This window comes from Enterobacter sp. LM3, assembly GCF_046622475.1.
In the GTDB taxonomy this organism is placed as follows: Bacteria; Pseudomonadota; Gammaproteobacteria; order Enterobacterales; family Enterobacteriaceae; genus Enterobacter; species Enterobacter cloacae_P.
Genome location: NZ_JBJURN010000002.1, coordinates 334,559 through 358,545 on the forward strand (window position 1 = coordinate 334,559; position 23,987 = coordinate 358,545).

The 23,987-nt window shown below is 55.6% G+C and carries 21 protein-coding genes; 7 read left to right on the plus strand and 14 right to left on the minus strand.

Features of this window, described 5'->3' with window-relative positions; all coding sequences use genetic code 11:
* Positions 1–15: 15 nt before the first annotated feature.
* Positions 16–531: a protein disulfide oxidoreductase gene (locus ACJ9N4_RS03690; RefSeq protein ID WP_182918668.1), complete on the minus strand. Its 516-nt coding sequence runs from the start codon at positions 529–531 to the stop codon at positions 16–18.
* Between the two features lie 256 nt (positions 532–787).
* On the opposite strand from ACJ9N4_RS03690, the gene ACJ9N4_RS03695 reads away from it, so the two are divergent.
* Both ACJ9N4_RS03695 and ACJ9N4_RS03700 read left to right on the plus strand, forming a co-directional pair.
* Positions 788–1,102 (plus strand): RcnB family protein, encoded by a 315-nt coding sequence (locus ACJ9N4_RS03695; RefSeq protein ID WP_182918669.1) that lies wholly within the window; start codon positions 788–790, stop codon positions 1,100–1,102.
* Positions 1,077–1,532 carry a GNAT family N-acetyltransferase gene (locus tag ACJ9N4_RS03700; RefSeq protein WP_411500258.1) on the plus strand — a complete coding sequence of 152 codons (456 nt, stop codon included), beginning with the start codon at positions 1,077–1,079 and terminating at the stop codon, positions 1,530–1,532. The genes ACJ9N4_RS03695 and ACJ9N4_RS03700 overlap by 26 nt, the downstream gene beginning before the upstream one ends.
* A gap of 46 nt (positions 1,533–1,578) precedes the next feature.
* Here the strand turns inward: ACJ9N4_RS03700 and apbC are convergent, their stop codons facing one another.
* Positions 1,579–2,688, minus strand: a complete 1,110-nt coding sequence (apbC, locus tag ACJ9N4_RS03705; RefSeq protein ID WP_182272029.1) for an iron-sulfur cluster carrier protein ApbC — start codon at positions 2,686–2,688, stop codon at positions 1,579–1,581.
* A gap of 165 nt (positions 2,689–2,853) precedes the next feature.
* On the opposite strand from apbC, the gene metG reads away from it, so the two are divergent.
* Positions 2,854–4,887, plus strand: coding sequence for a methionine--tRNA ligase (metG, locus tag ACJ9N4_RS03710; RefSeq protein ID WP_411500259.1), 2,034 nt, complete (start codon positions 2,854–2,856; stop codon positions 4,885–4,887).
* A 744-nt stretch (positions 4,888–5,631) separates the two neighbouring features.
* Here the strand turns inward: metG and ACJ9N4_RS03715 are convergent.
* The 3 genes from ACJ9N4_RS03715 to ACJ9N4_RS03725 are packed head-to-tail and all read right to left on the minus strand — an operon-like array spanning position 5,632 to position 8,548.
* Positions 5,632–6,102, minus strand: coding sequence for a DUF1456 family protein (locus ACJ9N4_RS03715; RefSeq protein ID WP_182272031.1), 471 nt, complete (start codon positions 6,100–6,102; stop codon positions 5,632–5,634).
* Between the two features lie 47 nt (positions 6,103–6,149).
* Positions 6,150–6,869, minus strand: coding sequence for a two-component system response regulator BtsR (btsR, locus tag ACJ9N4_RS03720; protein WP_182272032.1), 720 nt, complete (start codon positions 6,867–6,869; stop codon positions 6,150–6,152).
* The gene (locus tag ACJ9N4_RS03725) at positions 6,863–8,548 is read right to left on the minus strand and encodes a sensor histidine kinase (RefSeq protein WP_182272033.1); all 1,686 of its coding nucleotides are present in this window, start codon (positions 8,546–8,548) and stop codon (positions 6,863–6,865) included. Before ACJ9N4_RS03725 ends, btsR begins: the two co-directional genes overlap by 7 nt.
* A gap of 218 nt (positions 8,549–8,766) precedes the next feature.
* Here ACJ9N4_RS03725 and mlrA point away from each other — a divergent pair, with 218 nt between their 5' ends.
* The gene (gene mlrA, locus ACJ9N4_RS03730) at positions 8,767–9,507 is read left to right on the plus strand and encodes an HTH-type transcriptional regulator MlrA (protein ID WP_182274543.1); all 741 of its coding nucleotides are present in this window, start codon (positions 8,767–8,769) and stop codon (positions 9,505–9,507) included.
* Between the two features lie 69 nt (positions 9,508–9,576).
* Positions 9,577–9,690 (plus strand): protein YohO, encoded by a 114-nt coding sequence (locus tag ACJ9N4_RS03735; RefSeq protein ID WP_182274544.1) that lies wholly within the window; start codon positions 9,577–9,579, stop codon positions 9,688–9,690.
* On the opposite strand, the gene ACJ9N4_RS03740 is transcribed toward ACJ9N4_RS03735, so the two are convergent.
* The 8 genes from ACJ9N4_RS03740 to bglX all read right to left on the minus strand — a co-directional run bounded on the left by ACJ9N4_RS03740 (position 9,665) and on the right by bglX (position 20,278).
* The gene (locus tag ACJ9N4_RS03740) at positions 9,665–10,402 is read right to left on the minus strand and encodes an ABC transporter permease (RefSeq protein ID WP_411500260.1); all 738 of its coding nucleotides are present in this window, start codon (positions 10,400–10,402) and stop codon (positions 9,665–9,667) included. The genes ACJ9N4_RS03735 and ACJ9N4_RS03740 overlap by 26 nt on opposite strands.
* Positions 10,386–11,336 carry an ABC transporter ATP-binding protein gene (locus tag ACJ9N4_RS03745; RefSeq protein WP_182918673.1) on the minus strand — a complete coding sequence of 317 codons (951 nt, stop codon included), beginning with the start codon at positions 11,334–11,336 and terminating at the stop codon, positions 10,386–10,388. The genes ACJ9N4_RS03740 and ACJ9N4_RS03745 overlap by 17 nt, the downstream gene beginning before the upstream one ends.
* Complete coding sequence (locus ACJ9N4_RS03750) at positions 11,329–12,486, minus strand: ABC transporter permease (RefSeq protein WP_411500261.1); 1,158 nt, start codon at positions 12,484–12,486, stop codon at positions 11,329–11,331. Before ACJ9N4_RS03750 ends, ACJ9N4_RS03745 begins: the two co-directional genes overlap by 8 nt.
* A 12-nt stretch (positions 12,487–12,498) precedes the next feature.
* Positions 12,499–13,416, minus strand: a complete 918-nt coding sequence (locus tag ACJ9N4_RS03755) for an ABC transporter substrate-binding protein (RefSeq protein ID WP_182272035.1) — start codon at positions 13,414–13,416, stop codon at positions 12,499–12,501.
* Positions 13,417–13,485: 69 nt separating this feature from the next.
* Positions 13,486–14,721, minus strand: a complete 1,236-nt coding sequence (locus ACJ9N4_RS03760; protein WP_411500262.1) for an MFS transporter — start codon at positions 14,719–14,721, stop codon at positions 13,486–13,488.
* A gap of 1 nt (position 14,722) precedes the next feature.
* A complete protein-coding gene (locus ACJ9N4_RS03765) occupies positions 14,723–16,282 on the minus strand; it encodes an MFS transporter (RefSeq protein WP_411500263.1) in 1,560 nt (519 codons plus the stop codon).
* 23 nt (positions 16,283–16,305) lie between these two features.
* Positions 16,306–17,631, minus strand: a complete 1,326-nt coding sequence (locus ACJ9N4_RS03770) for a glycoside hydrolase family 28 protein (protein ID WP_411500264.1) — start codon at positions 17,629–17,631, stop codon at positions 16,306–16,308.
* Between the two features lie 349 nt (positions 17,632–17,980).
* The gene (bglX, locus tag ACJ9N4_RS03775) at positions 17,981–20,278 is read right to left on the minus strand and encodes a beta-glucosidase BglX (RefSeq protein WP_182272039.1); all 2,298 of its coding nucleotides are present in this window, start codon (positions 20,276–20,278) and stop codon (positions 17,981–17,983) included.
* Between the two features lie 189 nt (positions 20,279–20,467).
* On the opposite strand from bglX, the gene dld reads away from it, so the two are divergent.
* Both dld and ACJ9N4_RS03785 read left to right on the plus strand, forming a co-directional pair.
* The gene (gene dld, locus ACJ9N4_RS03780) at positions 20,468–22,204 is read left to right on the plus strand and encodes a D-lactate dehydrogenase (RefSeq protein WP_411500265.1); all 1,737 of its coding nucleotides are present in this window, start codon (positions 20,468–20,470) and stop codon (positions 22,202–22,204) included.
* 124 nt (positions 22,205–22,328) lie between these two features.
* Positions 22,329–22,883 (plus strand): GNAT family N-acetyltransferase, encoded by a 555-nt coding sequence (locus tag ACJ9N4_RS03785; protein ID WP_182918676.1) that lies wholly within the window; start codon positions 22,329–22,331, stop codon positions 22,881–22,883.
* 96 nt (positions 22,884–22,979) lie between these two features.
* On the opposite strand, the gene pbpG is transcribed toward ACJ9N4_RS03785, so the two are convergent.
* Positions 22,980–23,903 carry a D-alanyl-D-alanine endopeptidase gene (gene pbpG / locus ACJ9N4_RS03790; RefSeq protein WP_182918677.1) on the minus strand — a complete coding sequence of 308 codons (924 nt, stop codon included), beginning with the start codon at positions 23,901–23,903 and terminating at the stop codon, positions 22,980–22,982.
* Positions 23,904–23,987: the final 84 nt, after the last annotated feature.

Here is a 23,987-nt window from a genome sequence, read left to right on the forward strand (position 1 = left end):
ACAGAGAGGGGCTATTTACACCCCCGCCCACCACATTCTGATCTTCATTCCCCAGTAGCTTGTCCAGCCGGTTGTTGTGCTAACCACCTGCCCTTTTGACACCACCACCAGCGTTGGCGTTACGCTCACCTGCCACTGCTGCGACAACGCACCGCGTTCATCGTTGATCACCGGAACTGTAAGCTGTTTCTTCTCCACCCAGCGTTCAAGCTTTGCATCATCACCGGATCGCAGCGCGATACTCACTACGTTTCCGCCCTCGTTTGCCAGCTTATCGACCGACGGTGTGGTAAAACGACAAATACTGCACCAGGTCGCCCAGACATAAATCAGCAAAGGCCGTTCCTGGCTGAGCGCCGTGAAATCGTACAGTTTGCCGTCAATGCTCTGCATCGGCGTTGCACTGAAACTGGCAGGTATCGCGGGTTTACGGTATTGATCCACACCCCACATTACGGCCAGCGCCAGCAAAATAAAAACGATCCCTTCCCGTACCCAGCGTCGCAGTTGACTAAATATGCGGTTATCCATTATGACCTCGTGATTCAACAGCGGTTATCTTAGCCAGCAACACACCGTTACACTGTAAAGAAGTGTCGCATCAGCCAGCACCGCCTAAAGCAGGGGACAGTAAGCGGTAGAAGCACTACGCCGGGGAAAATAATCTTGTCGTGTTCAGTTTTGTTACATTTTTCTTCAAACAGGCCATAGTCTGATACATAAAATGGGCAAGGTGCCGTATTGTGGGTTAACCAAGGCAAAAAGTAACAGTATAAGTGGAGAAAAAATGGCTAAGTGTAAATGGCTGCTTATGGGCGCGTTAATGTCTCTGGCGGGTGCCGCCTGGTCAGCGCCTGCCGGAATTCAGGCCTATGCCGAACAAGAGTTCATTGCCGATTTCACAAAATTCAGGATTGGCGACACTGCACCTGCGCAGTATCAAACCCCCGAGTACACCATCAAACAGTATCAACTGCGCAACCTGCCAGCGCCGGATGCGGGTACTCACTGGACATATATGGGCGAAAACTATGTCCTGATTGGTGATGCCGACGGCAAAATCCACAAAGCCTACAATGGAGATATCTTCTATCATCGCTGATCCCATTACTGTCCGTCCGTGGCAGGAGAGCGACCGACCTTTCCTGCGTACGCTTTACCTGCATGCCCGGCGTGATGCCTGGCCATGGTTAAACAGCGCGGAATGGCAACCTGAGGATTTTGACGCAGCCACCCGTGACGAAGAGATTTGGGTGGCCGTTCAGAATGGCCGCTGCCTGGGTTTCGCCTCGGTCTGGACGCACGATAATTTTCTGCATAATTTGTTTGTTGATCCACGCTACCAAAACCTGGGTGTGGGTCGTTTGTTGCTGGAGCAGGCGCAGAAGACATTCACCCATACCGGCGCGTTAAAGTGCCTCATCCGCAATGAACGGGCGATCGCGTTTTACCAGCGGCACGGCTGGCACGTTGAGGAGACGGGAGATTCTCCGGACGGAGAGTATTATTTGATGCACTATCGGCTGCGTTAAAGCCGGGTGGCGGCAACGCCTTACCCGGCCATTCAGAGCAGAAAACTTATACCGCGCGGAACGCGATGTCGCCGGGAATGACTTCACCCTGCCAGTAAAGCTGCGCCGCGACGCGACCTGCCAGCTGACGATACATCTCAGCAAACTCACTTTCCGGACGGCTCACCACCGTCGGCTTCCCGCTGTCCAGATCTTCACGCAGCGTGATGTGCAGCGGCATCTGACCCAGCAGTTGAGTGTGATACTGCGCAGCCAGTTTTTCTGCACCACCGGTACCGAAGATAGGCTCCTGATGTCCGCAATTGCTGCAGATGTGCATGCTCATGTTCTCAACGATACCGAGCACCGGTACTTCCACTTTTTCGAACATCACGATGCCTTTTTTAGCGTCGATCAGCGCGATATCCTGCGGCGTGGTCACCACCACCGCACCCGTGACCGGAATGTTCTGCGCCAGCGTCAGCTGAATGTCACCGGTGCCCGGCGGCATATCCAGTACCAGGTAATCCAGATCCGGCCACATCGTTTCCTGCAGCATCTGCATCAGCGCTTTACTGGCCATCGGGCCACGCCAGACCATTGCGTTATCGTCGGTAACCAGATACCCGATTGAGTTAGTCGCCAGGCCATACGCCATAATCGGTGCCATGTGGGTGCCATCCGGCGAGGTCGGACGCTGGTTTTCTGCGCCCAACATATTCGGAATGGATGGGCCGTAAATATCCGCATCCAGAATGCCGACTTTCGCGCCTTCCGCTGCCAGCGCCAGCGCCAGGTTGACTGCCGTGGAGGATTTACCCACCCCACCCTTACCGGAGCTGACGGCGATAATGTTTTTCACGCCGTTTACGCCAGGCTGATTTTTCACGCGTTTCAGCGTCGCGATACTGTGAGTCAGCTTCCAGTCCACCGCTTTCGCGCCGGTAATGCGCAGCAGATCGGAGCTGGTTTGTTCTTTTAGCACGTCAAATGCGCTGCTCCAGGCGAACGGCATCTGCAGCTCAATGTGCAGCGTATCGTCCAGCCATGCGACATGATGCAACGCTTTCAGCGTCGTGAGATTGTGCTTCAGGGTTGGATGCTGAAAATTAGCCAGCGTCCCGGCAACCATTGCTCGTAAGGCTTCCGGTGATTTGGCCTGGGATTGAGAACTCATCCCGACTCCTTTGTAGTTGTGCTGAAAAAGACGTGTAACTACCAAGTTTACCCCAGAGGTAACAATTATTCATTTATGGATTAATGCCCTTATCACTTGGCGTAGTTATTCCCTTTCGGGTAACATCAAAAACCCTTTTCACAGTTAAAAGAAGTAATGCCTACTATGACTCAAGTCGCGAAGAAAATTCTGGTAACGTGCGCACTGCCGTACGCTAACGGCTCAATCCACCTCGGCCACATGCTGGAGCATATCCAGGCTGATGTCTGGGTCCGTTACCAGCGAATGCGCGGCCACCAGGTCAACTTCATCTGCGCGGACGATGCCCACGGCACACCGATCATGCTGAAAGCCCAGCAACTGGGTGTTTCCCCTGAACAGATGATTGCCGAAATGAGTCAGGAGCATCAGACCGATTTTGCTGGCTTTGACATCAGCTATGACAACTATCACTCCACGCATAGCGACGAGAACCGTGAGCTGTCAGAGCTTATCTACACCCGTCTGAAAGAGAACGGTTTTATTAAAAACCGCACCATCTCTCAGCTGTACGATCCGGAAAAAGGCATGTTCCTGCCGGACCGTTTCGTCAAAGGCACCTGTCCGAAGTGTAAATCTCCGGATCAGTACGGCGATAACTGCGAAGTGTGCGGCGCGACCTACAGCCCAACGGAGCTTATCGATCCGAAATCCGTGGTCTCTGGTGCCACGCCGGTGATGCGTGATTCCGAGCACTTCTTCTTTGACCTGCCATCCTTTAGCGAAATGCTGCAGGCGTGGACCCGTAGCGGCGCGCTGCAGGAGCAGGTGGCGAACAAAATGCAGGAGTGGTTCGAATCCGGTCTGCAGCAGTGGGATATTTCCCGCGATGCACCGTACTTCGGTTTCGAAATCCCTGACGCCCCGGGCAAATATTTCTACGTCTGGCTGGATGCACCAATCGGTTACATGGGCTCCTTTAAGAACCTGTGCGACAAGCGTGGCGATACCGTAAGCTTTGACGAATACTGGAAGAAAGACTCTGATGCCGAGCTGTATCACTTCATCGGTAAAGACATCGTTTACTTCCATAGCCTGTTCTGGCCAGCAATGCTGGAAGGCAGCAACTTCCGCAAGCCAACTAACCTGTTCGTTCACGGTTATGTCACGGTCAACGGCGCGAAGATGTCCAAATCACGCGGTACGTTCATCAAAGCCAGCACCTGGCTGAACCACTTCGACGCAGACAGCCTGCGCTACTACTACACCGCGAAGCTCTCGTCCCGCATTGACGATATCGACCTGAACCTGGAAGATTTCGTGCAGCGCGTGAACGCAGACATCGTCAACAAAGTGGTCAACCTGGCCTCCCGTAATGCAGGCTTTATCGCTAAGCGTTTTGACGGTGTGATGGCGGCTGAACTGGCTGACCCGGCGCTGTACAAAACCTTCACCGACGCGGCGGTCACCATTGGCGAAGCGTGGGAAGCGCGCGAGTTTGGTAAAGCGGTGCGTGAAATCATGGCGCTGGCAGACCTGGCTAACCGCTATGTGGATGAACAGGCTCCGTGGGTTGTGGCTAAACAGGAAGGCCGTGATGCCGATCTGCAGGCCATCTGCTCTATGGGCATCAACCTGTTCCGCGTGTTGATGACGTATCTGAAGCCGGTTCTGCCGCAGCTCTCAGAACGTGCTGAAGCGTTCCTGAACACCGAGCTGACCTGGGATGCTATCCAGCAGCCGCTGCTCAGCCACAAGGTGAACACCTTCAAGGCACTGTACAACCGCATCGAGATGAAACAGGTGGAAGCGCTGGTGGAAGCATCTAAAGAAGAAGTGAAAGCTGCCGCAGCACCGGTTACCGGCCCTCTGGCTGACGATCCGATTCAGGAAACCATCACCTTTGATGATTTCGCCAAAGTCGACCTGCGCGTGGCGCTGATTGAAAACGCGGAATTCGTCGATGGCTCAGACAAACTGCTGCGTCTGACCCTGGATCTGGGTGGTGAGAAACGTAACGTCTTCTCCGGTATCCGCTCTGCGTATCCTGATCCGCAGGTGCTGATTGGTCGCCACACGGTGATGGTCGCCAACCTGGCTCCACGCAAAATGCGTTTCGGTATCTCCGAAGGCATGGTGATGGCCGCGGGCCCTGGCGGGAAAGATATCTTCCTGTTAAGCCCTGATGAAGGTGCGAAGCCAGGTCAGCAGGTGAAATAACAAAAAAGCCGGAGATAATCTCTAATGCCGGTTAGTTAAGCGGCACAAAGGCACTTTGTTATTTCAGTGGTATCGTTCCGTTCACTCAGACATTCTGCTACCTGCATAATCCGCTGCGGTGAACGTGTTAAGGGGGCTATCGCGCCCCCTTAACAATCCCGTCTCCCGGCAAAGAAAATCGCCGCTTCGCGGTACCCTCAGCTTATTCCTTCCGGCTTTTCGGGGACGGGCGGAGGTAACCTCCCTGTAAAGCCGCCCTCGCCGCGCATCCCTGCGCGTCGCCCCCGACCTTCAGGAAACGCTTCGGCGATTTTCAGCCGGACTCACGCTCCCTCAACCTTCGTCATCGCCTGAATGTGGCACGGGTGTTGAGTCCCCGCTGAAATCGGCGAACCGGAGACCGGATGACAAGGGCTGGACGCCAGGGATGGCGGCCAGAGGCGAAACGAGACAGGACAAAATTGCCGGGAGCAATTTTGAACAACGCTTGCGTTGGCCCCGAAGGGGCGAGTCCCAGGGATGGGACGAGTAATCTTGAGTCGAGCCGACCGCAGGCAGCGGGTCGGGAGGTGAGCGCAGTGCGAAGCACCGATTTCGGGGCCGCGGGGATTGACAAGGGGGCCGCGGTGGCCCCCTTGTCCCGTTCACAGGTTGTGAGCGTATTATTTTCTGCGGATAGTAAGGTGAACGGAATTACCCACCATGCTTAACTAACTGATATCAGGAGATAATCTCCGGCTTTTTTTATGGCTTCGCGGCGTGTTCCCGCTGGGTCAACCCGCGCAAAAAATTACGCATAAACTGGTCGCCGCACTCGCGATAGTTTTTATGATCCGGCGCGCGCATCATGGCGGTAATTTCCGGAATCGACACACGGAATTTTTGCCCGGTCATGATCGCCAGAATATCGTCAGTCTTCAGCGAAAAGGCAATACGCAGCTTTTTCAGCACCGTGTTGTTGTTCACCCGACGCTCAAGCGCCAGCTCCGGTGCAGATTCATCTTTACCGCGCTTGTCGTAGATAAGCCCGTTCAGGAAACCAGACAGAATGATGTCCGGGCAGCGAACAAACCCCTCTTCATCTTCTTTCGTCATCCAGGTGTCGAAACCGGCAGACGTGGATTCCATATCGGAAAGCGCAAGAATGCGCACCATATCGTTATTGTTCGCTTTCAGGGTGTAGCGCAGGCTACGAAGAATGTCATTACTAAGCATGAGTGCCTTTAACTGTCGATGATGCAATGGCGCGCAGTGTACCAGTTTTACAGCCCAATCGCCTCTTTCAAACTTTTCAGGTAGCGGCGGCTGACGGGGACCGTTTGTCCGGCACGCAACACCAGCTCGGCCTGGCCGTTATCTTCCAGACGGATCTCTTTCAGGTGTGCCATGTTCACCAGGTACTGGCGGTGGCAACGGATCAGCGGCGTACGGCTCTCCAGCGTGCGCAGCGTCAGTTCAGTAAACCCTTCGTTACCCTCAGCGCTGGTGACAAACACCCCGCTCAGGCGGCTGCTGACAAACGCCACGTCGTCCATTTGCAGAAGGTAAATCCGGCTGTGTCCGGTGCAGGGAATAAATTTCAGCGGCTGCTGGTTTTCCGGCAGGAGCGTGACATCCTGCACGGTGCGCTCCTGGCGTAAACGGGTCAGCGTTTTTTCCAGCCGTTTCTCTTCAATCGGCTTCAGCAGGTAATCGAACGCGTGTTCCTCGAAGGCTTTTACCGCGTATTCATCAAACGCCGTCAGAAACACAATGTACGGACGGTGTTCCGGGTCGAGCATCCCGACCATTTCCAGCCCACTGATACGTGGCATCTGAATATCAAGGAACAGCACGTCCGGGTGCAGTTTGTGAACGGCACCAATAGCCTCAATGGCGTTTGCACACTCCCCCACAATCTCGATATCACTCTGCTCCTGCAGCAGGACGCGCAGGTTTTCCCGTGCCAGCGGCTCATCATCCACAATCAGCACTCTCAGCATGCGTTTTCCTCCAGCGGCAGTCGTAACGTGATACGGGTAAATCGGTCTGGCTCACAGGCAACAGTGATGCCACAGTCATCACCAAAGTGGGCGCGCAGACGTTTATCCACCAGGCTCATTCCTAACCCGCCTGAAGCGGCAGGGACATAAAGCCCGGCATTGTCTTCAATATCCAGCACCAGGTGATGGTTAAACCGGCTGGCGGAAATGGTGATCACCCCGGTTCCCAGCAGTTGGGACGTGCCGTGCTTGATGGCATTTTCCACAATGGGTTGCAGGGTAAACGCCGGTAAATGCTGATATGCCAGCTCGTCAGGAACGGATAACGACACCTGTAAACGTGACTGGAATCGCGCTTTCTCAATTTGCAGGTAGGCATTAACGTGTTCAATCTCATCGGCCAGGGTGACAATTTCTGATGGCCGCTTAAGGTTCTTGCGGAAAAATGTCGACAGGAATTGCACCAGCTGCGCGGCCTGATCGCTGTCGCGGCGGATCACCGCTTTCAGCGTATTGAGCGCGTTAAACAGAAAATGCGGGTTCACCTGGGCATGCAGGAGCTTAATTTCCGACTGCGTCAGCAACGCTTTCTGGCGTTCATATTGCCCGGCGAGGATCTGCGCAGAAAGCAGCTGGGCAATCCCCTCCCCCAGCGTGCGGTTAATGGAGCTGAACAGGCGGTTTTTCGCTTCGTAGAGTTTAATGGTGCCCATTACCCGCTGGTTTTCGCCGCGCAGTGGAATGACCAGCGTCGAGCCGAGCTTGCACTGCGGGTGCAGCGAACAGCGGTAAGGGACTTCGTTACCGTCGGCATAGACCACTTCACCGGTTTCAATGGCGCGCAGGGTATACGCAGAGGAGATCGGTTTGCCCGGCAGATGGTGGTCGTCGCCGGTACCGGTAAAGGCCAGTAACCGCTCCCGGTCGGTTATCGCCACCGCGCCAATATCCAGCTCCTGATAGAGCACCTGCGCCACCTTCATGCTGTTTTCTTCGTTAAAGCCCTGGCGCAGGATCCCCTCCGTTGAGGCGGCAACCTTCAGTGCCGTTGCGGAAAACGCCGAGGTGTACTTTTCGAACATGGCGCGCTTGTCGAGCAAAATACGCATAAACAGCGCCGCACCCACGGTATTCGTCACCATCATCGGGGCGGCAATGCTGCTGACCAGATGGAGTGCATCTTCAAACGGTCGGGCAATCAGCAGGATGATCGCCATCTGCGCCATTTCCGCCACAAAGGTAATTGCGCCTGCGGTGATCGGGCTGAAAACTTTATCCGGTCGACCGCGTTTGATCATGTAACTGTGAACCAGGCCACCGAGTAACCCTTCGACAATTGTCGAGATCATACAGCTGAGCGCCGTCATCCCGCCCATCGAATAGCGGTGCAGGCCACCGGTTAGCCCGACCAGCCCCCCGACGACGGGGCCACCGAGCAGGCCCCCCATCACCGCACCAATGGCGCGCGTATTGGCAATTGAGTCTTCGATATGGAGACCAAAATACGTCCCCATAATGCAGAAAATAGAGAAAGTGACGTAGCAGAGCAGTTTGTGCGGCAGACGAACGGTGACCTGCATCAGCGGAATGAACAGGCGCGTTTTACTCATCAGCCAGGCAATGACCAGAAACACACACATCTGCTGAAGCAACAACAGCACCAGATTAAACTCGTACATACTCACAAACCGCACATTCTAAAAACGCGTAACATACACTGAAGGCAGTAAACTTTCTTTGAGGCACTCCAAAAAAGCTGTAAATCGTGTTCATCATCACACCTTTTATCGGGCATCGCATCAGTCGCGCATTATTCGTTCAAAAAATCGTCAATCCTTCCTGGTTCGTCAAAGTGGGTCTACAGTTAAGCTGGGAACGCGTGAGCCAGGGGGCGAAAATGGCGCTTTACACGATAGGTGAAGTGGCACTCCTTTGTGATATCAATCCCGTTACGCTACGAGCATGGCAACGACGGTATGGATTACTCAAACCACAGAGAACGGACGGTGGACATCGTCTTTTCAATGATGCCGATATCGACCGTATCCGCGAAATAAAAAGCTGGATCGATAACGGCGTACAGGTCGGGAAAGTGAAGTCATTGCTCAGCCATGACGATCCTGACACTCAACATATCTGGCGCGAACAACAGGAAACCCTGTTGCGGCTCCTGCAGGCAGGAAACCTGCAGCGCCTGCGGTCGTGGATCAAAGAGCAGGGACGCGACTATCCTGCGCAAACGTTGATCACCCACCTTTTCATCCCGCTCCGTCGTCGCCTGCAGTGTCCGCAATCGACGTTGCAGGCGCTGCTCAGCATACTCGACGGTGTGCTCATCAATTACATCTCCGTTTGTCTTGCCTCGGCGAGGAGCAAGAACAGCAAAGATGCACTGGTGGTCGGCTGGAACGTTCACGATACCACGCGCCTGTGGCTGGAAGCCTGGATCGCCACTCAGCAGGGCTGGCGCGTTGATGTCCTGGCACACTCGCTGGCTCAGCTGAAGCCCGAGTTGTTTGACGGCCAGACCCTGCTGGTCTGGTGCGGAGAAGTGCCGTCCGCCTCGCAGCAACAGCTGCTGACGGAATGGCGTGAGCATGGTTATCCTGTTTACCCACTGAGTCCAAATGAACCGTAACGGCATTTAATGGTTCATTAACAGCTGCGCTTCACCGTATAATTGTTCCGTTAACAACAGGAGCACATGATGAAGGCAACCAAACTGGCCGTAATTACCCTTTTTGTTCTGATGGCCGTGGGCGGTATCGGCGGCGTAATGCTGGCAGGTTATTCGTTTATTGTTCGTGGCGGTGTCGGCTGAGCCAGAGCGCCAGGCGCTCAAACATGCGATCAACCACGATTGCCGCCAGCGCAACCAGAACCGCCCCCTGCACAATGTAGGCCGTATTAAAACCGCTTAAGCCGATAATAATGGGCGTTCCCAGCGTATTGGCTCCCACCGTTGAGGCGATGGTCACCGTCCCGATGTTAATAATGACCGACGTGCGAACGCCCGCGATGATCACCGGTGCCGCTAACGGCAGCTCAACCTTAATCAGCCGCTGCCAGACGCTCATTCCCATCCCTTCAGCCACGCTCAGCACCGACGCTGGCACTGCCGCAATACCGGCCAGCGTGCCCTGCAGGATCGGCAGCACCCCATATAAAATCAGCGCAATGATGGCCGGTTGCTGACCAAACCCCATCACCGGCACCGCAATTGCCAGCACCGCCACCGGCGGAAAGGTTTGTCCGATCGCCGCAATCGTCTCCACCAGCGGGCGAAACTCCCTGCCCGATGTTCGTGTCACCGCGATACCCGCCCCAACGCCCAGCACAATGGCCATTACGCTTGAGAGCGCCACCAGCCAGGCGTGCGCCAGGGCGAGATTAACAAAACTCTCCTGCTGATACACTGGCCTCGGCAGGCCGGGAAAGAGCGTGCTAAACAATGCCGCGCTGTGTGGCATCAAAAAAAGGAGGGCAACAAAGAGCACCACCAGCCAGAGCAGCGGATCACGCATTCCCTTCACGCATCACCTCCCCGGACAACAGATCGCGAAAATGAAGCGTGCCACACGGTGCGCCCCGGGCATCGGAAACGGGCAGCACCTCACACTGGCGCGCCACAAAAGCGGAAAGTGCATCCCGCAGGTTCATCTGCTCCTGTAACGGTTCACCGCTTACCGGAGCCTCCTGTCGGCGCATATAGTCACCAACGGTTCGCAGGGAGAGCAACCTGACGCCCAGCTCGCTGCGGCCAAAAAATTCGCGTACAAAGTCGTTTGCCGGGTGGGTCAACAGTTCCAGCGGCGTGCCCTGCTGCACCACCTCGCCGTGATCCATCAACACCAGATGGTCAGCCAGCCGCAGCGCCTCATCAATATCGTGAGTCACCAGGATTATTGTGCGCCCCAGAATACGGTGAATGCGGGTCATTTCCGCCTGAAGCGCTCCGCGCGTGACCGGATCCAGCGCGCCAAACGGTTCATCCATCAACAACACCTGCGGGTTAGCGGCCAGCGCACGCGCCACCCCAACCCGCTGCTGTTGTCCACCGGAAAGCTGGTGCGGATAGCGGTCACGCAGCAGAGGCTCTAACCCGAGCAACGCCATCAGCTCATCAACCCTGTCAGCAATGGTTTCACGTGACCGCTTTTCCAGCTGCAGGACGGTGGCGATGTTCTGCGCCACCGTCCAGTGAGGAAACAGGCCGATGGACTGAATGGCATATCCCATGCGACGCCGCAGCTCCAGCACCGGCAGGCTGCGGATCTCTTCCCCGGCGAAGCGAATCAGGCCGCTGTCGTGTTCCACCAGCCGGTTGATCATCTTCAGGGTGGTTGATTTTCCCGACCCCGAGGTACCAATCAGCACGGAAAAAGCGCCTTCCTCGAAATGCAAATTCAGGTGGCTCACCGCCGGACGCCCCGCGAAGCTTTTACTGACATCGTGAAATTCAATCATTGTCTGTCCCCCTGAGCAACGCGAGCCATAAGGCAAACAGCGCGTCGACGACGACCGCCAGCGCAATCGTGGGAACCACGCCTAATAACACCAGATCCAGCGCGCTGCTCAACAATCCCTGAAACACCAGCGCACCAAAACCACCCGCGCCGATTAGCGCAGCGATCACCGCCATGCCAACGGTTTGCACGGCCACCACCCGCAGGCTGCGCAGCAGCAGAGGTAACGCCAGTGGCAGCTGTATCTGCCAGAAACACTGCCGCACGCTCATCCCCATTGCATGGGCGCTTTCCAGCACGTCCGGAGCGACCTGGTTTAAACCCGCCACGACGCCGCGTACCAGCGGTAACAGCGCATACAGCACCAGTGCAATCAGAGCCGGTGTTAACCCGGTTCCGGCTATCCCCATCGTTCCCAGGACGGGAAACGACTTCACCAGGCCCGCCAGCGGTGCAATCAGCAGGCCAAACAACGCAACGGAGGGTATAGTCTGGATCACATTGAGCACGGTAAACACCACACCCTGGCGTGAAGGGTGGCGATAGCACCACATGCCCAGCGGTACTCCCAGCAGTAACGCCGGAAAGAGTGTGCCGAAGAGGATGGTCAGATGTTGCGCCAGCGCATCATCAAACACCTCCTGACGGTTGGCGTATTCTTTTAACAGCGAGAGGTTATTCAGTTCGCCGCTGAACAGCAGCAATAGCGGAATACACCAGATTTGCGCATTGAGTACCCAGCGCCAGGCAGACGTTGGTATCAGACGGCGAATGGCATCGCTACAGGCCAACAGGCACAGTGCCAGCCACAGCCACAGGCCACTGCCGACAGACGTGCGCGCCAGTGGACTTTCCGCCGAGGCCATGTGTGTTGCCGCAAGCCCTGCACACCAGAACAGTACAATAAAGAACCCTTCACAGAGGAATAGCGTCAGCCACTGCGCGGTACGTCCCTGCCAGAGCGATAGCACGACAACCGCACCCAGCGCCGCTACCATCAGCAGCGGTGTAAACGGCCAGACCTGCCAGAGCGTACGCCCTTCCCCCGACACCAGGCGGTTAGGTGCAACATTCACAAACGGTAACGCAACCGCTGCGATGGCCACGCAGGCCAACAGCAGCAGTACGCGGTTATGACATTTTATTGGCACAGCCCTGTCCTGTTACTTCACCAGCCCTTGTTGCTTCAGGAAATCAGCCGCCACTTTTTTGGCATCCAGCCCTTCAACGGCAATGCTGGCGTTCAGCTGTTGCAGCGTTTTTTCATCCAGCTTTTCAAAGACCGGTTTTAACCATTTGGCAATATCCGGGTAGGCTTTCAGCACCGCTTCGCGCACCACCGGCGTGGGGGCATAAATCGGCTGAACGCCTTTCGGATCGGTCAGCGTTTGCAGCCCCAGTGCCGCAACCGGGCCGTCGGTGCCATAGGCCATTGCCGCATTAACCCCAGAGGTTTTCTGCGCCGCTGCTTTGATGGTCACTGCCGTATCGCCGCCCGCCAGAGAGAGCAGCTGAGCCTGGTCGAGCTTAAAGTTATAGGCTTTTTCAAAAGCAGGTAGCGCATCCGGACGCTCGATAAACTCAGCAGACGCCGCAAGCTTAAATTCGCCCTTCTCTTTCAGGTAGCGGCTGAGATCTTCAAGCGAGGTTAACTTACCTTTCTCCGCGATGTCTTTACGCACCGCAATAGTCCAGGTGTTGTTGGCCGGAGCTGGCGTCAGCCAGACCAGCTTGTTCTGCTCTGCATCTAGTTTTTTGACTTTTTCATATCCGGCTTTGGCATTTTTCCAGGCCGGGTCGGTTTCATCTTTGAAGAAGAACGCCCCGTTGCCGGTGTATTCCGGGTAGATATCCAGCTCGCCAGAGGTAATAGCGCCACGCACCACGGGTGTGGTGCCGAGCTGGACTTTATTGACAGTTTTGACCCCGTGACTTTCGAGCACCTGTAAGATGATATTGCCGAGCAGCGCACCCTCGGTATCAATCTTTGAGCCCACTTTCACCGGCTCTGCCGCCTGTAACGGCAAGCTCAGCGCTGCCAGCAGCACCGCTGAACCCATCATCCCCTTTGTCATCGTCATGCAGCTTTCCTCATTTTTTACGGCCTTTATCAGAGGCTTGAGAGAAAAGCGTAGCCTAAAAACCTGAATTCATCCTTCTTCGGGTAGGGTCAGCGGCACGCTAAGCAGGCTGGCGGCGAAGTAGAGAATGGCAATCACCCATAGCGTCCCTTCGATACCCAATGGGGCCACGCAAAGCGTGACAATCACCGGCCCGACGAAATTGCTCAGCCCGGAACCCAGATTCAGGCACGAGATCGCCGCCCCTTTGTTGTGCGGCAGCAGTGAGGGGATCAGCGCACTCAGCGGGCCAAAAGCCCCTAGTCCCACGGCATATAAAGCCAGCGCCAGAAACAACATGGTTTCACTGTCGCCGAACCACACCGGGGTATAGCAGACGGCCAGCATCCCCAGCCCGCACAGCGTGCCGGAGAACCAGACCACCGTGTTTCGCCAGCCGATGGTATCGCCCAGCCAGCCAAAGAAGTAGTTCGCGAAAATATTCACCACGTTCACCAGCCCCCAGATAGCCAGCCACTGGGCTATGCTAAAGCCAAAACGCGGCAAATAAACGGGCATCAGGATCACCAGTGAAAACTTGCCGATGTCGTTGATGGTCTTCACGAGTACCGCCAGGCGCATCCTGGGTTCACGCACCAGCACCCGCAGCCCTTCAGCCAGGGCATCCCCCAGGTTGCCCTCGCGTTGCCACTGCGGGCGATCACGGTTGAGTACCAGCGCACAACCGGCCCCCAGCGCCACGAAAATAAAGCCGCTGAGCAGCGTGGTGGTTTCGCCAAACGCCGGGATCATCATGCCGGAGAACCACGGCCCGACGATGGTCATCCCCACACCAAAGGCGATCCAGAACCACGAGACGGCACGCCCAAGAATGACAGGCTCGCAGCGCTGGTTGACCCACACCAGAAATGAATAGGCAAACAGCGGATACGCCACCCCACGCAGCGCATAACTCGCCACCATCAGCGGGTAATGGCCCTGTGGCAGCGCCCACGCAATGAACGGAACCGAGCCGATAAAATAAATCACCGTCGCGGCCCACATCAGCCGCCGTAACCCCAGCACGCCTGCGCCGATACCAGAAAACCACGACACCAGCGCCACGCACAGACCAAAAACCGATGAGAGTAAGCTGATATGCACTGCATCAAATCCGCGCTGCTGTAGCAAAGAGGCAAGCCAGCCCTGCTCAATCGTCGCGCCGGTAATAAACAGGAAAATCCCCATAAAGCCCCAGCAAAGTTCCCGGGGTAATCCCAGCCGGGCCCATACGCCCTGCTGAATAATAATGCTCTGCTCTGTCATCTCAGTGGGTCTTCAACAGGCCGCTGAACTTACGTGCCTGCATACGCTTGCGGTTGAGATAGCCGACGGTGTTTTCACCCCAGCAGTTTTCGTATGGCATGCCGGTCAGGCTTTCGATCACCGCCCGGTTTTCGGCGCTCACGGTCGCCTTACTGCCGCCCAGTTTCAGACGCGCCACCTCTTCGTTCAGGATCGCGTGCGTGCGGCTGTTCACCTTAAACTGGAAGGCAGACCAGATCCCCCACAGGGTCAGGGCAACCGGCAGGGCAATCATGATTACCAGGATCATATTGACAGCCGACTGTGGCTGCGAACTCTGCCCGGAGACGAAGCCCGACATTTGTAACGCCACCCCGACCAGGAAAATGGAGAGTGCCTGAGACGCTTTGCGCAGCAGGCTCATAAACCCGGCGAAGATCCCCTCACGACGGCTACCGGTCAGGATCTCATCCACGTCGGCCACGAAGGTGTAGTTATTCCACGGAATGGCGTAGATCCCGCCGCGCGCCAGGCCCGCAACCGCCGCACCGACATAGAGCACGCTCATACCCCCCACCCCGCTCAGGTAAGCCGAGACAAACAGCGCAAAGGCCAGCAGCGCCATTGTGGCCTGGGTAGCAAACGCACGGGACGGTGAAAAACGCAGCGTCAACCAGGTTGCAATACCAACCCCAAAGAACTGCAGGCCGTTAATCACCCCCAGCAGGTTAGAGGCCACCACCGACGAGGTCATCATTGCGAAGACCACAAAATAGGTAAATACCGAGTTGAAGATGTCCTGCGCTACAGATCCACCAAGGTACATTCCCAGATGCGAGCGGAAGGTTTTGATTTTCAGCGTCGAGACAAAATCGTAGTAGATATGGAACACGCGCGTGGTAAACGGCTCTTTTTCCTCTTCCGCGTCGTGGTGCTCGTTTTGCTGGATCTCCTCCAGCGACCGCTCCCAGGTGCCGAAGTAGACGAAGAACAGCACAATCATAAACGACACGGTAAAAATCGCCCCGGTGTAGAAGAACGAATCCGACGATTCAGGGCCGAAATACGACACCAGACGCCCGGGCAGAAATGCCGCAGCAAAACCGGCCAGCTGGGCAATGTACATACGCGCACTGGTGAGCTTTGAGCGCTTTTTGAAATCCGAGGTCATCTCCGCCGACAGGGTATCGTAAGGAATGATGATCATGGTGTAGACGACTTCAAACAGAATATAAAACAGCAGGTACATCCAGTAGTTAAACCCTTCCACCCACAGCAGACTGTAAACAGACACCAGCGGAATACTGGCCAGCAGGAAGAAACGGCGGCGACCAAAGCGTCGCCCGAGCCGGGTTTCATGGAAGTTATCAGAAACGTACCCAATCACCGGGCACATAATCACATCGACAATCCTTGCCACGGCAAAAAGCGACCCGGCCTGGATAGGCGTCAGGCCGCAAAACGTGGTCAGGAAAAACAGTAGCCAGGCACTGACCAGCGTAAAGGCCCCGGAACCTATCACATCTGCCAGTCCGTAACAGACATAGTTACGCAGCTTAATTTCTCGCACTTTTTTTATCATTGTTATCCCCTGAAGTGACCGTGTTAAACCCGGATACTCTCGACATCCCAGTCCGCAGGCAGCGGCGAAGGACGTGTGATATGTAACTCATTCAGATGCAGCCCACAGATACCGCAAGCAAAGATGGCAGGTAGCCCGTGCGGGTAACGCCCGACGCCGTGCGCACGCCCTGTCTGCGGATCCACCCGGTAAGCGTTGTCCAGCCCCATGCCGGTAGGTCGTTCCGGGTTACACGGTGGGCGCACGTCGTAACAACCCTGCTCACCGGACGGGCTGTGGATCTGAGTGAAGGTCAGCCCGTTGAAAGTGATATCGCGAACCGCACCGTCAATCTCACTGTGCAGATTGATGGCCCCCTCGCCCACGCCATTCAGGCTGGAGAAGGTAACCTGACTGATATCCCCCGGCCGGACGTCCGGCGCACGATGGCGCAGAGAGATGAAAACGGGATCGGCTTTTCCCCAGTGGCACGGGTCGCCGTGGCGACAATCGAAGAGAATGTTGCTGAACACCATCTGGCTAAATGCGCCACCATCACGGGACACCAGGCCAATGCCACGGTTGGATTCAAAGATCGTGCAATTCGTCACCGCAACGTGGCGAATGTCTGCAAAGGTCTCTGTCCCGACCTTAATGGCACAGCTTTTGGAACGGATAATGCAGTTGCTGACCGTGACGTTATAGATTGGCTGCTGCAGCTCAGGGGCTTTATCCGTCGTTTTCAGACAGATACCGTCATCAGCGGCACTGAAGTAACTGTCGCTGATATGCACATGCTGGCAACTGTCGATATCCAGCGCATCGGTATTCGAAAGAGTGAGATCGTTGTCGACAGTGAGGTTACGGATAAAGACGTGATTACAGCTCACCAGATGGGCAGTCCACATCGGCGAGTCATACAAGGTGATGTCACTGATACGCACCTGCTCGCAGCCTTCAAATACCACCAGGCGAGGGCGATGTGTTTTCGGCTGGCGATAACCCTGGGCATCGACCTGTTCGGCAAACCAGGCCGTGGCGTTACCGTCAATGCACCCCGCACCACTGAGCGTTACAGCATGTGCATCACGGGCGTAGAGCAGCGCCATACGTGAAAGCTCCGCCATGCTTTGCGTTTCGGCGGTCTGGTAATCGGCTTCGTGCTGGCTGGCAAGCAGACGCGCGCCCGCTTCCAGGTGCAACGTAAAGTGAGATGGCAGTACCAGCGTCCCCGTCAGGTAGATGCCTGGCGTCACCACCAGCGTACCGCCGCCTGCACGTGCCAGCGTATCGATTAATCCCTGTAGCGTCGCCGTCACCCGCGACGCCCCGCTACGGTCAAGATCGACATTGTCTAATGAGAGTTTCATGTTGTTGCCCGTCAGAATTGAACTAACCGGCATTAAACGGGCATTTGCGCGGTGACTCGCGGTACTTTCAGGGGATATTTACATGAAGAGTGAAGGCCATCACGGCGACGTTATGGCAATAAGGGGACTTTTGATGCTGTTCACGTTTTCAGCTGACATGCAAAAATGAAGTGTGAAAAATGTCACATTTCAGAGCAGTTCGATGGAAGAAAAAGCGCGGATGAAGGGTTTTTCGCCAGAGAAGGACGAAAAGTTGCGTTGTGGGTCACGGATTGAGCGGATTATCAGGGATGGGGGGATTGTATCCCCCTCACCCTAACCCTCTCCTTGTAGGGAGAGGGAAACAACATTACTGCAGCTCGAACTCGCCTTTATTCACGCGGGCAGAATCCACGCCGATAAACACGTTGAATTTGCCAGGCTCCGCAGCGTATTTCATCTGCTGGTTCCAGAACTTCAGCGCGTCCACGTCGATCGGGAAGCTGACGGTTTGGGTTTCGCCAGGCTTGAGGGCAATCTTCTCAAAACCACGCAGCTGTTTCACCGGACGGCTCATGGACGCAGTGACATCCTGAACGTACATCTGGATCACCGTTGCCCCTTCGCGTTTACCCGTGTTGGTAACCTCCACGCTGGCAGTGACTTTGCCGTCACGCTTCATGGTCGGTGCTGACATTTTCACGTCAGAAACCTTAAAGGTGGTGTAGCTCAGGCCATAACCAAACGGGTACAGCGGGCCGTTAGCTTCGTCGAAGTAGCGTGACGTGTACTTGTTCGGTTTGTCGGCATTGTACGGACGACCGGTGTTCAGATGGCTGTAATACACCGGGATCTGCCCCACAGAGCGCGGGAAGGACATCGGCAGTTTGCCTGACGGGTTGTAATCGCCAAACAGCACATCGGCAATGGCGTTACCGCCTTCAGTACCGGCAAACCAGGTTTCCAGAATTGCGTCTGCCTGCTGATCTTCTTTCACCAGCGCCAGAGGACGGCCGTTCATCAGCACCAGCACCAACGGCTTACCGGTCGCTTTCAGGGCGGCGATCAGGTCGCGCTGACTCTGCGGAATAGTGATGTCGGTACGGCTGGAGGCCTCATGCGCCATACCCTGCGCTTCACCAACGACAGCAACCACCACGTCGGACTGCTTCGCCGCATTAACCGCTTCGTCAATCATCGCTTTCGGTGAACGTGGATCCACTTTCACCGCCTCTTCGTACTGGTTGAGGAAGGCAACAATGTCTTTATCACTGGTGACGTTCGCCCCTTTGGCGTACACCACTTTGCCGTTTTCACCGACCGCGTTTTTAATGCCGGTCAGTACAGTCACGGATTGATCGGCCACGCCAGCGGCTGACCAGCTCCCCATGACGTCACGCTTGCTGTCGGCCAGCGGGCCAACCACGGCGATCGTAGCGGACTTTTTCAGCGGCAGCGTTTCCAGACGGTTTTTCAGCAGCACCAGGCTTTCACGCGCAACGTCACGTGCATCTTTACGGTGCAGGCGGCTTTCAGCGTTGGTGTCTGCCGGGTCTGAATCTTTCGCGCCCAGGTGACTGTACGGATCGTTAAACAGCCCCATGTCGTATTTCACATTCAGCACGTGACGGGTAGCGTCATCCAGTTCCGCCATCGTTACCTTACCGCTCTTCACCAGCCCCGGCAGGTATTTGCTGTAGTATTCGTCACTCATGCTCATGTTGATGCCGGACTTGAGCGCCACGCGCACTGCATCTTCCGGGTCGGAAGCCGTTCCGTGTTTGATCAGTTCCTTGATAGCGCCGTGATCGGAGACGGTGATGCCCTTAAAGCCCCACTGGTCGCGCAGTACATCTTTCAGCAGCCAGGAATCAGAGGTCGCAGGTGTGCCGTTGAGTGAGTTCAGCGCCACCATCACCGCACCGCTGCCCGCATCCAGGCCCGCTTTGTACGGAGGCATATAGTCGTTGAACAGGCGCTGTGGGCTCATGTCCACGGTGTTGTACTCTTTACCACCCTCAACAGCACCGTAGGCCGCAAAGTGCTTAACGCTGGTCATGACAGAGTAGCGATCCGCCGGGCTTTTACCCTGCATCGCTTCCACCATGGTTTTACCCATTATCGACGTTAAATATGTATCTTCCCCGAAACCTTCTGAGGCGCGGCCCCAGCGCGGATCGCGGGAGACGTCCACCATCGGAGCCCAGGTCATGTTCAGGCCGTCGTCTGCCGCTTCATATGCAGAAACGCGCCCCACGGTTTTGACCGCATCAAGGTTAAAGGAGGAGGCTAAACCGAGGCTAATCGGGAAGACGGTACGCTGACCGTGCAGCACGTCATAGGCGAAGAACAGAGGAATTTTCAGACGGCTGAGTTCCATCGCCTGATCCTGCATTTTGCGGATATCCTGGCGAGTGACGGTGTTAAAGATTGCCCCAACCTGGCTCTCTTTAATCATCTCACGGATGGCCTCTTTCGGGTTATCCGGACCGACGCTGATAAGACGCAGCTGGCCTATCTTCTCATCGACCGTCATCTTCTTAAGCAATTGGGTAACAAACGCGTCCCGGGCTTCAGGCGTAAGCGGGTGATTACCAAACAAATCCTCTGCCAGCGCAGGTTGCAGCGCCAGGCTGACGGCGACACCTACAGAACATAGCCATTTCATGTCGTTTTACTCTCTCATCAATAACCGCCGGAAGATCTCGGCCAAACCGTGCGAAAAGCGCAGTGTGCCACAAACCCTCTGAACCTTGCAGGGTTATTCTCTGATTTTTCTCGTGAATACTCGACCGCTTAACAGTTAATCGCGCTATGCTTTACAACGAGAAATTTGCCCCACCACAAGGAGTGGAAGATGTCTTCTGTTCGAACTGACGATAACAACACTTTTATTAACGAACTGTCGCGCCTGGTTGGTCACTCTCACCTGCTTACCGACCCGGCAAAAACCGCCCGCTACCGCAAAGGTTTTCGCTCCGGCCAGGGCGACGCGCTGGCGGTGGTGTTCCCCGGCACGCTGCTGGAACTGTGGCGCGTACTGAGCGCCTGCGTCGTCGCCGACAAAATTATTCTGATGCAGGCCGCCAACACCGGCCTGACCGAAGGTTCTACGCCGAACGGCAACGATTACGATCGTGACATCGTGATCATCAGCACCCTGCGTCTCGACAAACTGCACCTGCTGGACAAAGGTGAACAGGTACTGGCCTTCCCCGGGACGACCCTCTATTCACTGGAAAAAGCGCTTAAGCCTCTGGGACGTGAACCCCATTCGGTGATTGGTTCATCCTGTATTGGTGCCTCCGTAATTGGCGGGATTTGCAATAACTCTGGCGGTTCGCTGGTGCAGCGTGGCCCCGCGTACACCGAGATGTCGCTGTATGCCCGCATCGACGAAAACGGCAAGCTGACGCTGGTCAACCATCTGGGAATTGATCTGGGGGCAACGCCAGAGCAGATCCTCAGCAAACTCGATGACGACCGCGTGAAGGATGAAGACGTTCAGCACGATGGACGGTATGCTCACGACCATGATTATGTCACCCGCGTGCGCGATATCGGGGCCGATACCCCGGCGCGCTATAACGCCGACCCTGACCGGTTATTCGAATCCTCCGGCTGCGCTGGCAAGCTGGCCGTCTTTGCGGTCCGCCTTGATACCTTCCCGGCAGAGAAAAAACAGCAGGTCTTTTACATCGGTACCAACCAGCCAGACGTGTTGACCGAAATCCGCCGTCATATTCTGGGTGAGTTCACCCACCTGCCAGTGGCAGGCGAGTATATGCACCGTGATATTTACGACATCGCCGAACGTTACGGCAAAGACACCTTCCTGATGATCGACAAGCTTGGTACCGACAAGATGCCGTTCTTCTTCACCATGAAGGGCCGCACCGACGCGATGCTGGATAAAGTGTCGCTGTTTAAGCCACATTTCACCGACCGCTTTATGCAGAAACTGGGTAATGTCTTCCCGGCGCATTTACCGGAGCGAATGAAGACCTGGCGCGATAAGTATGAGCACCACCTGCTGCTGAAAATGGCCGGTGATGGCATTACCGAGGCACAAACCTGGTTGACTGAATTCTTCAAAACCGCCGAAGGTGATTTCTTCGCCTGTACGCCGGAAGAAGGCAGCAAAGCCTTCCTGCACCGCTTCGCCGCAGCGGGTGCCGCCATTCGTTACCAGGCGGTTCACTCCGAAGAGGTGGAGGATATTCTGGCACTGGATATTGCCTTGCGACGCAACGATACCGAATGGTTTGAACATCTGCCGCCGGAAATTGACAGCAAGCTGGTACACAAACTCTATTACGGCCACTTTATGTGCTATGTATTCCACCAGGATTACATCGTCAAAAAAGGCGTCGATGCGCATGAACTGAAAGAACAGATGCTCACCCTGCTGCGCGATCGCGGCGCACAATATCCTGCGGAACACAACGTCGGGCATCTTTACAAAGCCCCGGATGCATTAAAGCAGTTTTATCGCGAGAATGACCCTACAAACAGTATGAATCCCGGTATTGGTAAAACAACGCGGAAGAAATACTGGAAAGAGAGCGCCGAAACGGAGCAGCACGACGCGTAAGCCTCTGAATCGCGTCTACAGCCATATTTGAGAGATTGTGAAGCGCTCCTCAAACGTACTAGAGTAAATATCTGTCGCCGGAGAACCGTTTCTCCGGCTTTGTAAGACGAGGAGCAGGCATACCATGTCGGCTGTTGATATTTACCCTGAAACCGAAGTGGACGTACGCGACGCCCTTCCTGACGATGTGCATGCCATTACGGCCATCTATGCCTGGCATGTGCTTCACGGGCGCGCATCGTTCGAGGAAGTCCCCCCTACCATCGATGAAATGCGCCAGCGGATGAAAAACGTCGCCGAAAGCGGCCTACCGTGGCTGGTCGCGTTGTATCGCGGCATCGTCGTGGGGTATTGCTATGCGACCTTGTATCGTCCACGACATGCCTACCGTTATACCCTTGAAGAATCGATCTACGTGGATGCCAGTACCACCGGACGCGGGTTTGGTTCAGCGCTCATGGACGCGTTGATTGAACGCTGCGAGCAAGGACCGTGGCGGCAGATGATCGCGGTTGTGGGCGACGGAAATAATAATGCGGGCTCATTACGGCTGCATAAAAAACACGGCTTCGAGATTGTCGGTCAGCTACGCAGCGTCGGCTACAAAAAAGGTGACTGGCGGGATACGCTGATTATGCAACGCCCACTCAACGACGGTGACTGGACGCTGCCCGAATAAAAGCCGTGCGGTCTGGTGCCCTCACCCCGGCCGTTTCCCACAGGGAAAGGGAGAAAACATAAAAAACGGTAACCTGAGTTACCGTTTTGCATTTACCTAATCGTTCTGCGCGGTCGCCATCTGTTCCGCTTTTTGCTTTTTATAGCTCAGTGCCGCGGCCGGAACCGGTTGGGCTTTCCCCGTCTCAATCCAGGTGCGCAGTCGGCTTGCATCCGCGAAGTGGGTGTATTTACCAAAAGCATCCATCACCACCAGCGCCACCGGTTTCCCGTTAAATACGGTACGCATCGCCAGACAGTGACCCGCCGCATTGGTAAAACCCGTTTTCGTTAACTGGATGTTCCAGTTATCACGGTAGACCAGATGGTTAGTATTGCGGAACGGCAGCGTATACGCCGGGTTCGCAAACGTGGCCGTCTCTTCACGCGTGGTACTGAGCTGCCCAATCAGCGGATACTGTTTGCTGGCAATCAGCAGTTTCGTCAAATCACGCGCCGTGGAGACGTTATGAATCGACAAACCTGTCGGTTCCACATAATGCGTATTGCTCATACCCAGTGATTTGGCCTTTGCATTCATTGCACGAATGAATGCGTCATAACCGCCCGGATAGTGGTGCGCCAGGCTCGCCGCTGCACGGTTTTCAGAAGCCATCAGCGCCAGCAGTAGCATATTCTTACGGCTAATTTCGCTGTTCAGACGCACGCGGGAATAAATCCCTTTCATCTCCGGCGTGTGGCTGATATCCACTTTCAGTTTTTCGTCCAGCGGCAGATGGGCATCAAGCACCACCATCGCGGTCATTAATTTGGTAATCGAGGCGATCGGTCGCACCAGATCCGGATGGCTGGCGTAGATCACCTGATTGGTATTCAGATCGACAATCATCGCACTGCCGGACGCAATTTGCGGTTGGGCAGCAGCAGTGGTCACCGCAGGCGTTTTGGCGATCGCTGGCACGGCAACGGACGCACCCAGCAACAGTGCCAGGCTAAGTAAAGAGACTCGGAATTTCAGCATGGTGAGATTTCTGATAATTATTCACGCACGTCATGACGTACACCGCCTGTGCTAACGGATAAACACAGGCTGGCTCCGGCATCA

Coding starts and splice junctions, on each gene's coding strand:
- ACJ9N4_RS03690 (WP_182918668.1), bottom strand. CDS start 531: ATGGATAACCGCATATTTAGTCAACTGCGACGCTGGGTACGGGAAGGG.
- dld (WP_411500265.1), top strand. CDS start 20,468: ATGTCTTCTGTTCGAACTGACGATAACAACACTTTTATTAACGAACTG.
- ACJ9N4_RS03695 (WP_182918669.1), top strand. CDS start 788: ATGGCTAAGTGTAAATGGCTGCTTATGGGCGCGTTAATGTCTCTGGCG.
- ACJ9N4_RS03760 (WP_411500262.1), bottom strand. CDS start 14,721: ATGACAGAGCAGAGCATTATTATTCAGCAGGGCGTATGGGCCCGGCTG.
- ACJ9N4_RS03765 (WP_411500263.1), bottom strand. CDS start 16,282: ATGATAAAAAAAGTGCGAGAAATTAAGCTGCGTAACTATGTCTGTTAC.
- ACJ9N4_RS03745 (WP_182918673.1), bottom strand. CDS start 11,336: ATGATTGAATTTCACGATGTCAGTAAAAGCTTCGCGGGGCGTCCGGCG.
- ACJ9N4_RS03770 (WP_411500264.1), bottom strand. CDS start 17,631: ATGAAACTCTCATTAGACAATGTCGATCTTGACCGTAGCGGGGCGTCG.
- pbpG (WP_182918677.1), bottom strand. CDS start 23,903: ATGCTGAAATTCCGAGTCTCTTTACTTAGCCTGGCACTGTTGCTGGGT.
- ACJ9N4_RS03700 (WP_411500258.1), top strand. CDS start 1,077: ATGGAGATATCTTCTATCATCGCTGATCCCATTACTGTCCGTCCGTGG.
- ACJ9N4_RS03785 (WP_182918676.1), top strand. CDS start 22,329: ATGTCGGCTGTTGATATTTACCCTGAAACCGAAGTGGACGTACGCGAC.
- btsR (WP_182272032.1), bottom strand. CDS start 6,869: ATGCTGAGAGTGCTGATTGTGGATGATGAGCCGCTGGCACGGGAAAAC.
- apbC (WP_182272029.1), bottom strand. CDS start 2,688: ATGAGTTCTCAATCCCAGGCCAAATCACCGGAAGCCTTACGAGCAATG.
- ACJ9N4_RS03715 (WP_182272031.1), bottom strand. CDS start 6,102: ATGCTTAGTAATGACATTCTTCGTAGCCTGCGCTACACCCTGAAAGCG.
- ACJ9N4_RS03755 (WP_182272035.1), bottom strand. CDS start 13,416: ATGACGATGACAAAGGGGATGATGGGTTCAGCGGTGCTGCTGGCAGCG.
- ACJ9N4_RS03735 (WP_182274544.1), top strand. CDS start 9,577: ATGAAGGCAACCAAACTGGCCGTAATTACCCTTTTTGTTCTGATGGCC.
- ACJ9N4_RS03725 (WP_182272033.1), bottom strand. CDS start 8,548: ATGTACGAGTTTAATCTGGTGCTGTTGTTGCTTCAGCAGATGTGTGTG.
- mlrA (WP_182274543.1), top strand. CDS start 8,767: ATGGCGCTTTACACGATAGGTGAAGTGGCACTCCTTTGTGATATCAAT.
- metG (WP_411500259.1), top strand. CDS start 2,854: ATGACTCAAGTCGCGAAGAAAATTCTGGTAACGTGCGCACTGCCGTAC.
- bglX (WP_182272039.1), bottom strand. CDS start 20,278: ATGAAATGGCTATGTTCTGTAGGTGTCGCCGTCAGCCTGGCGCTGCAA.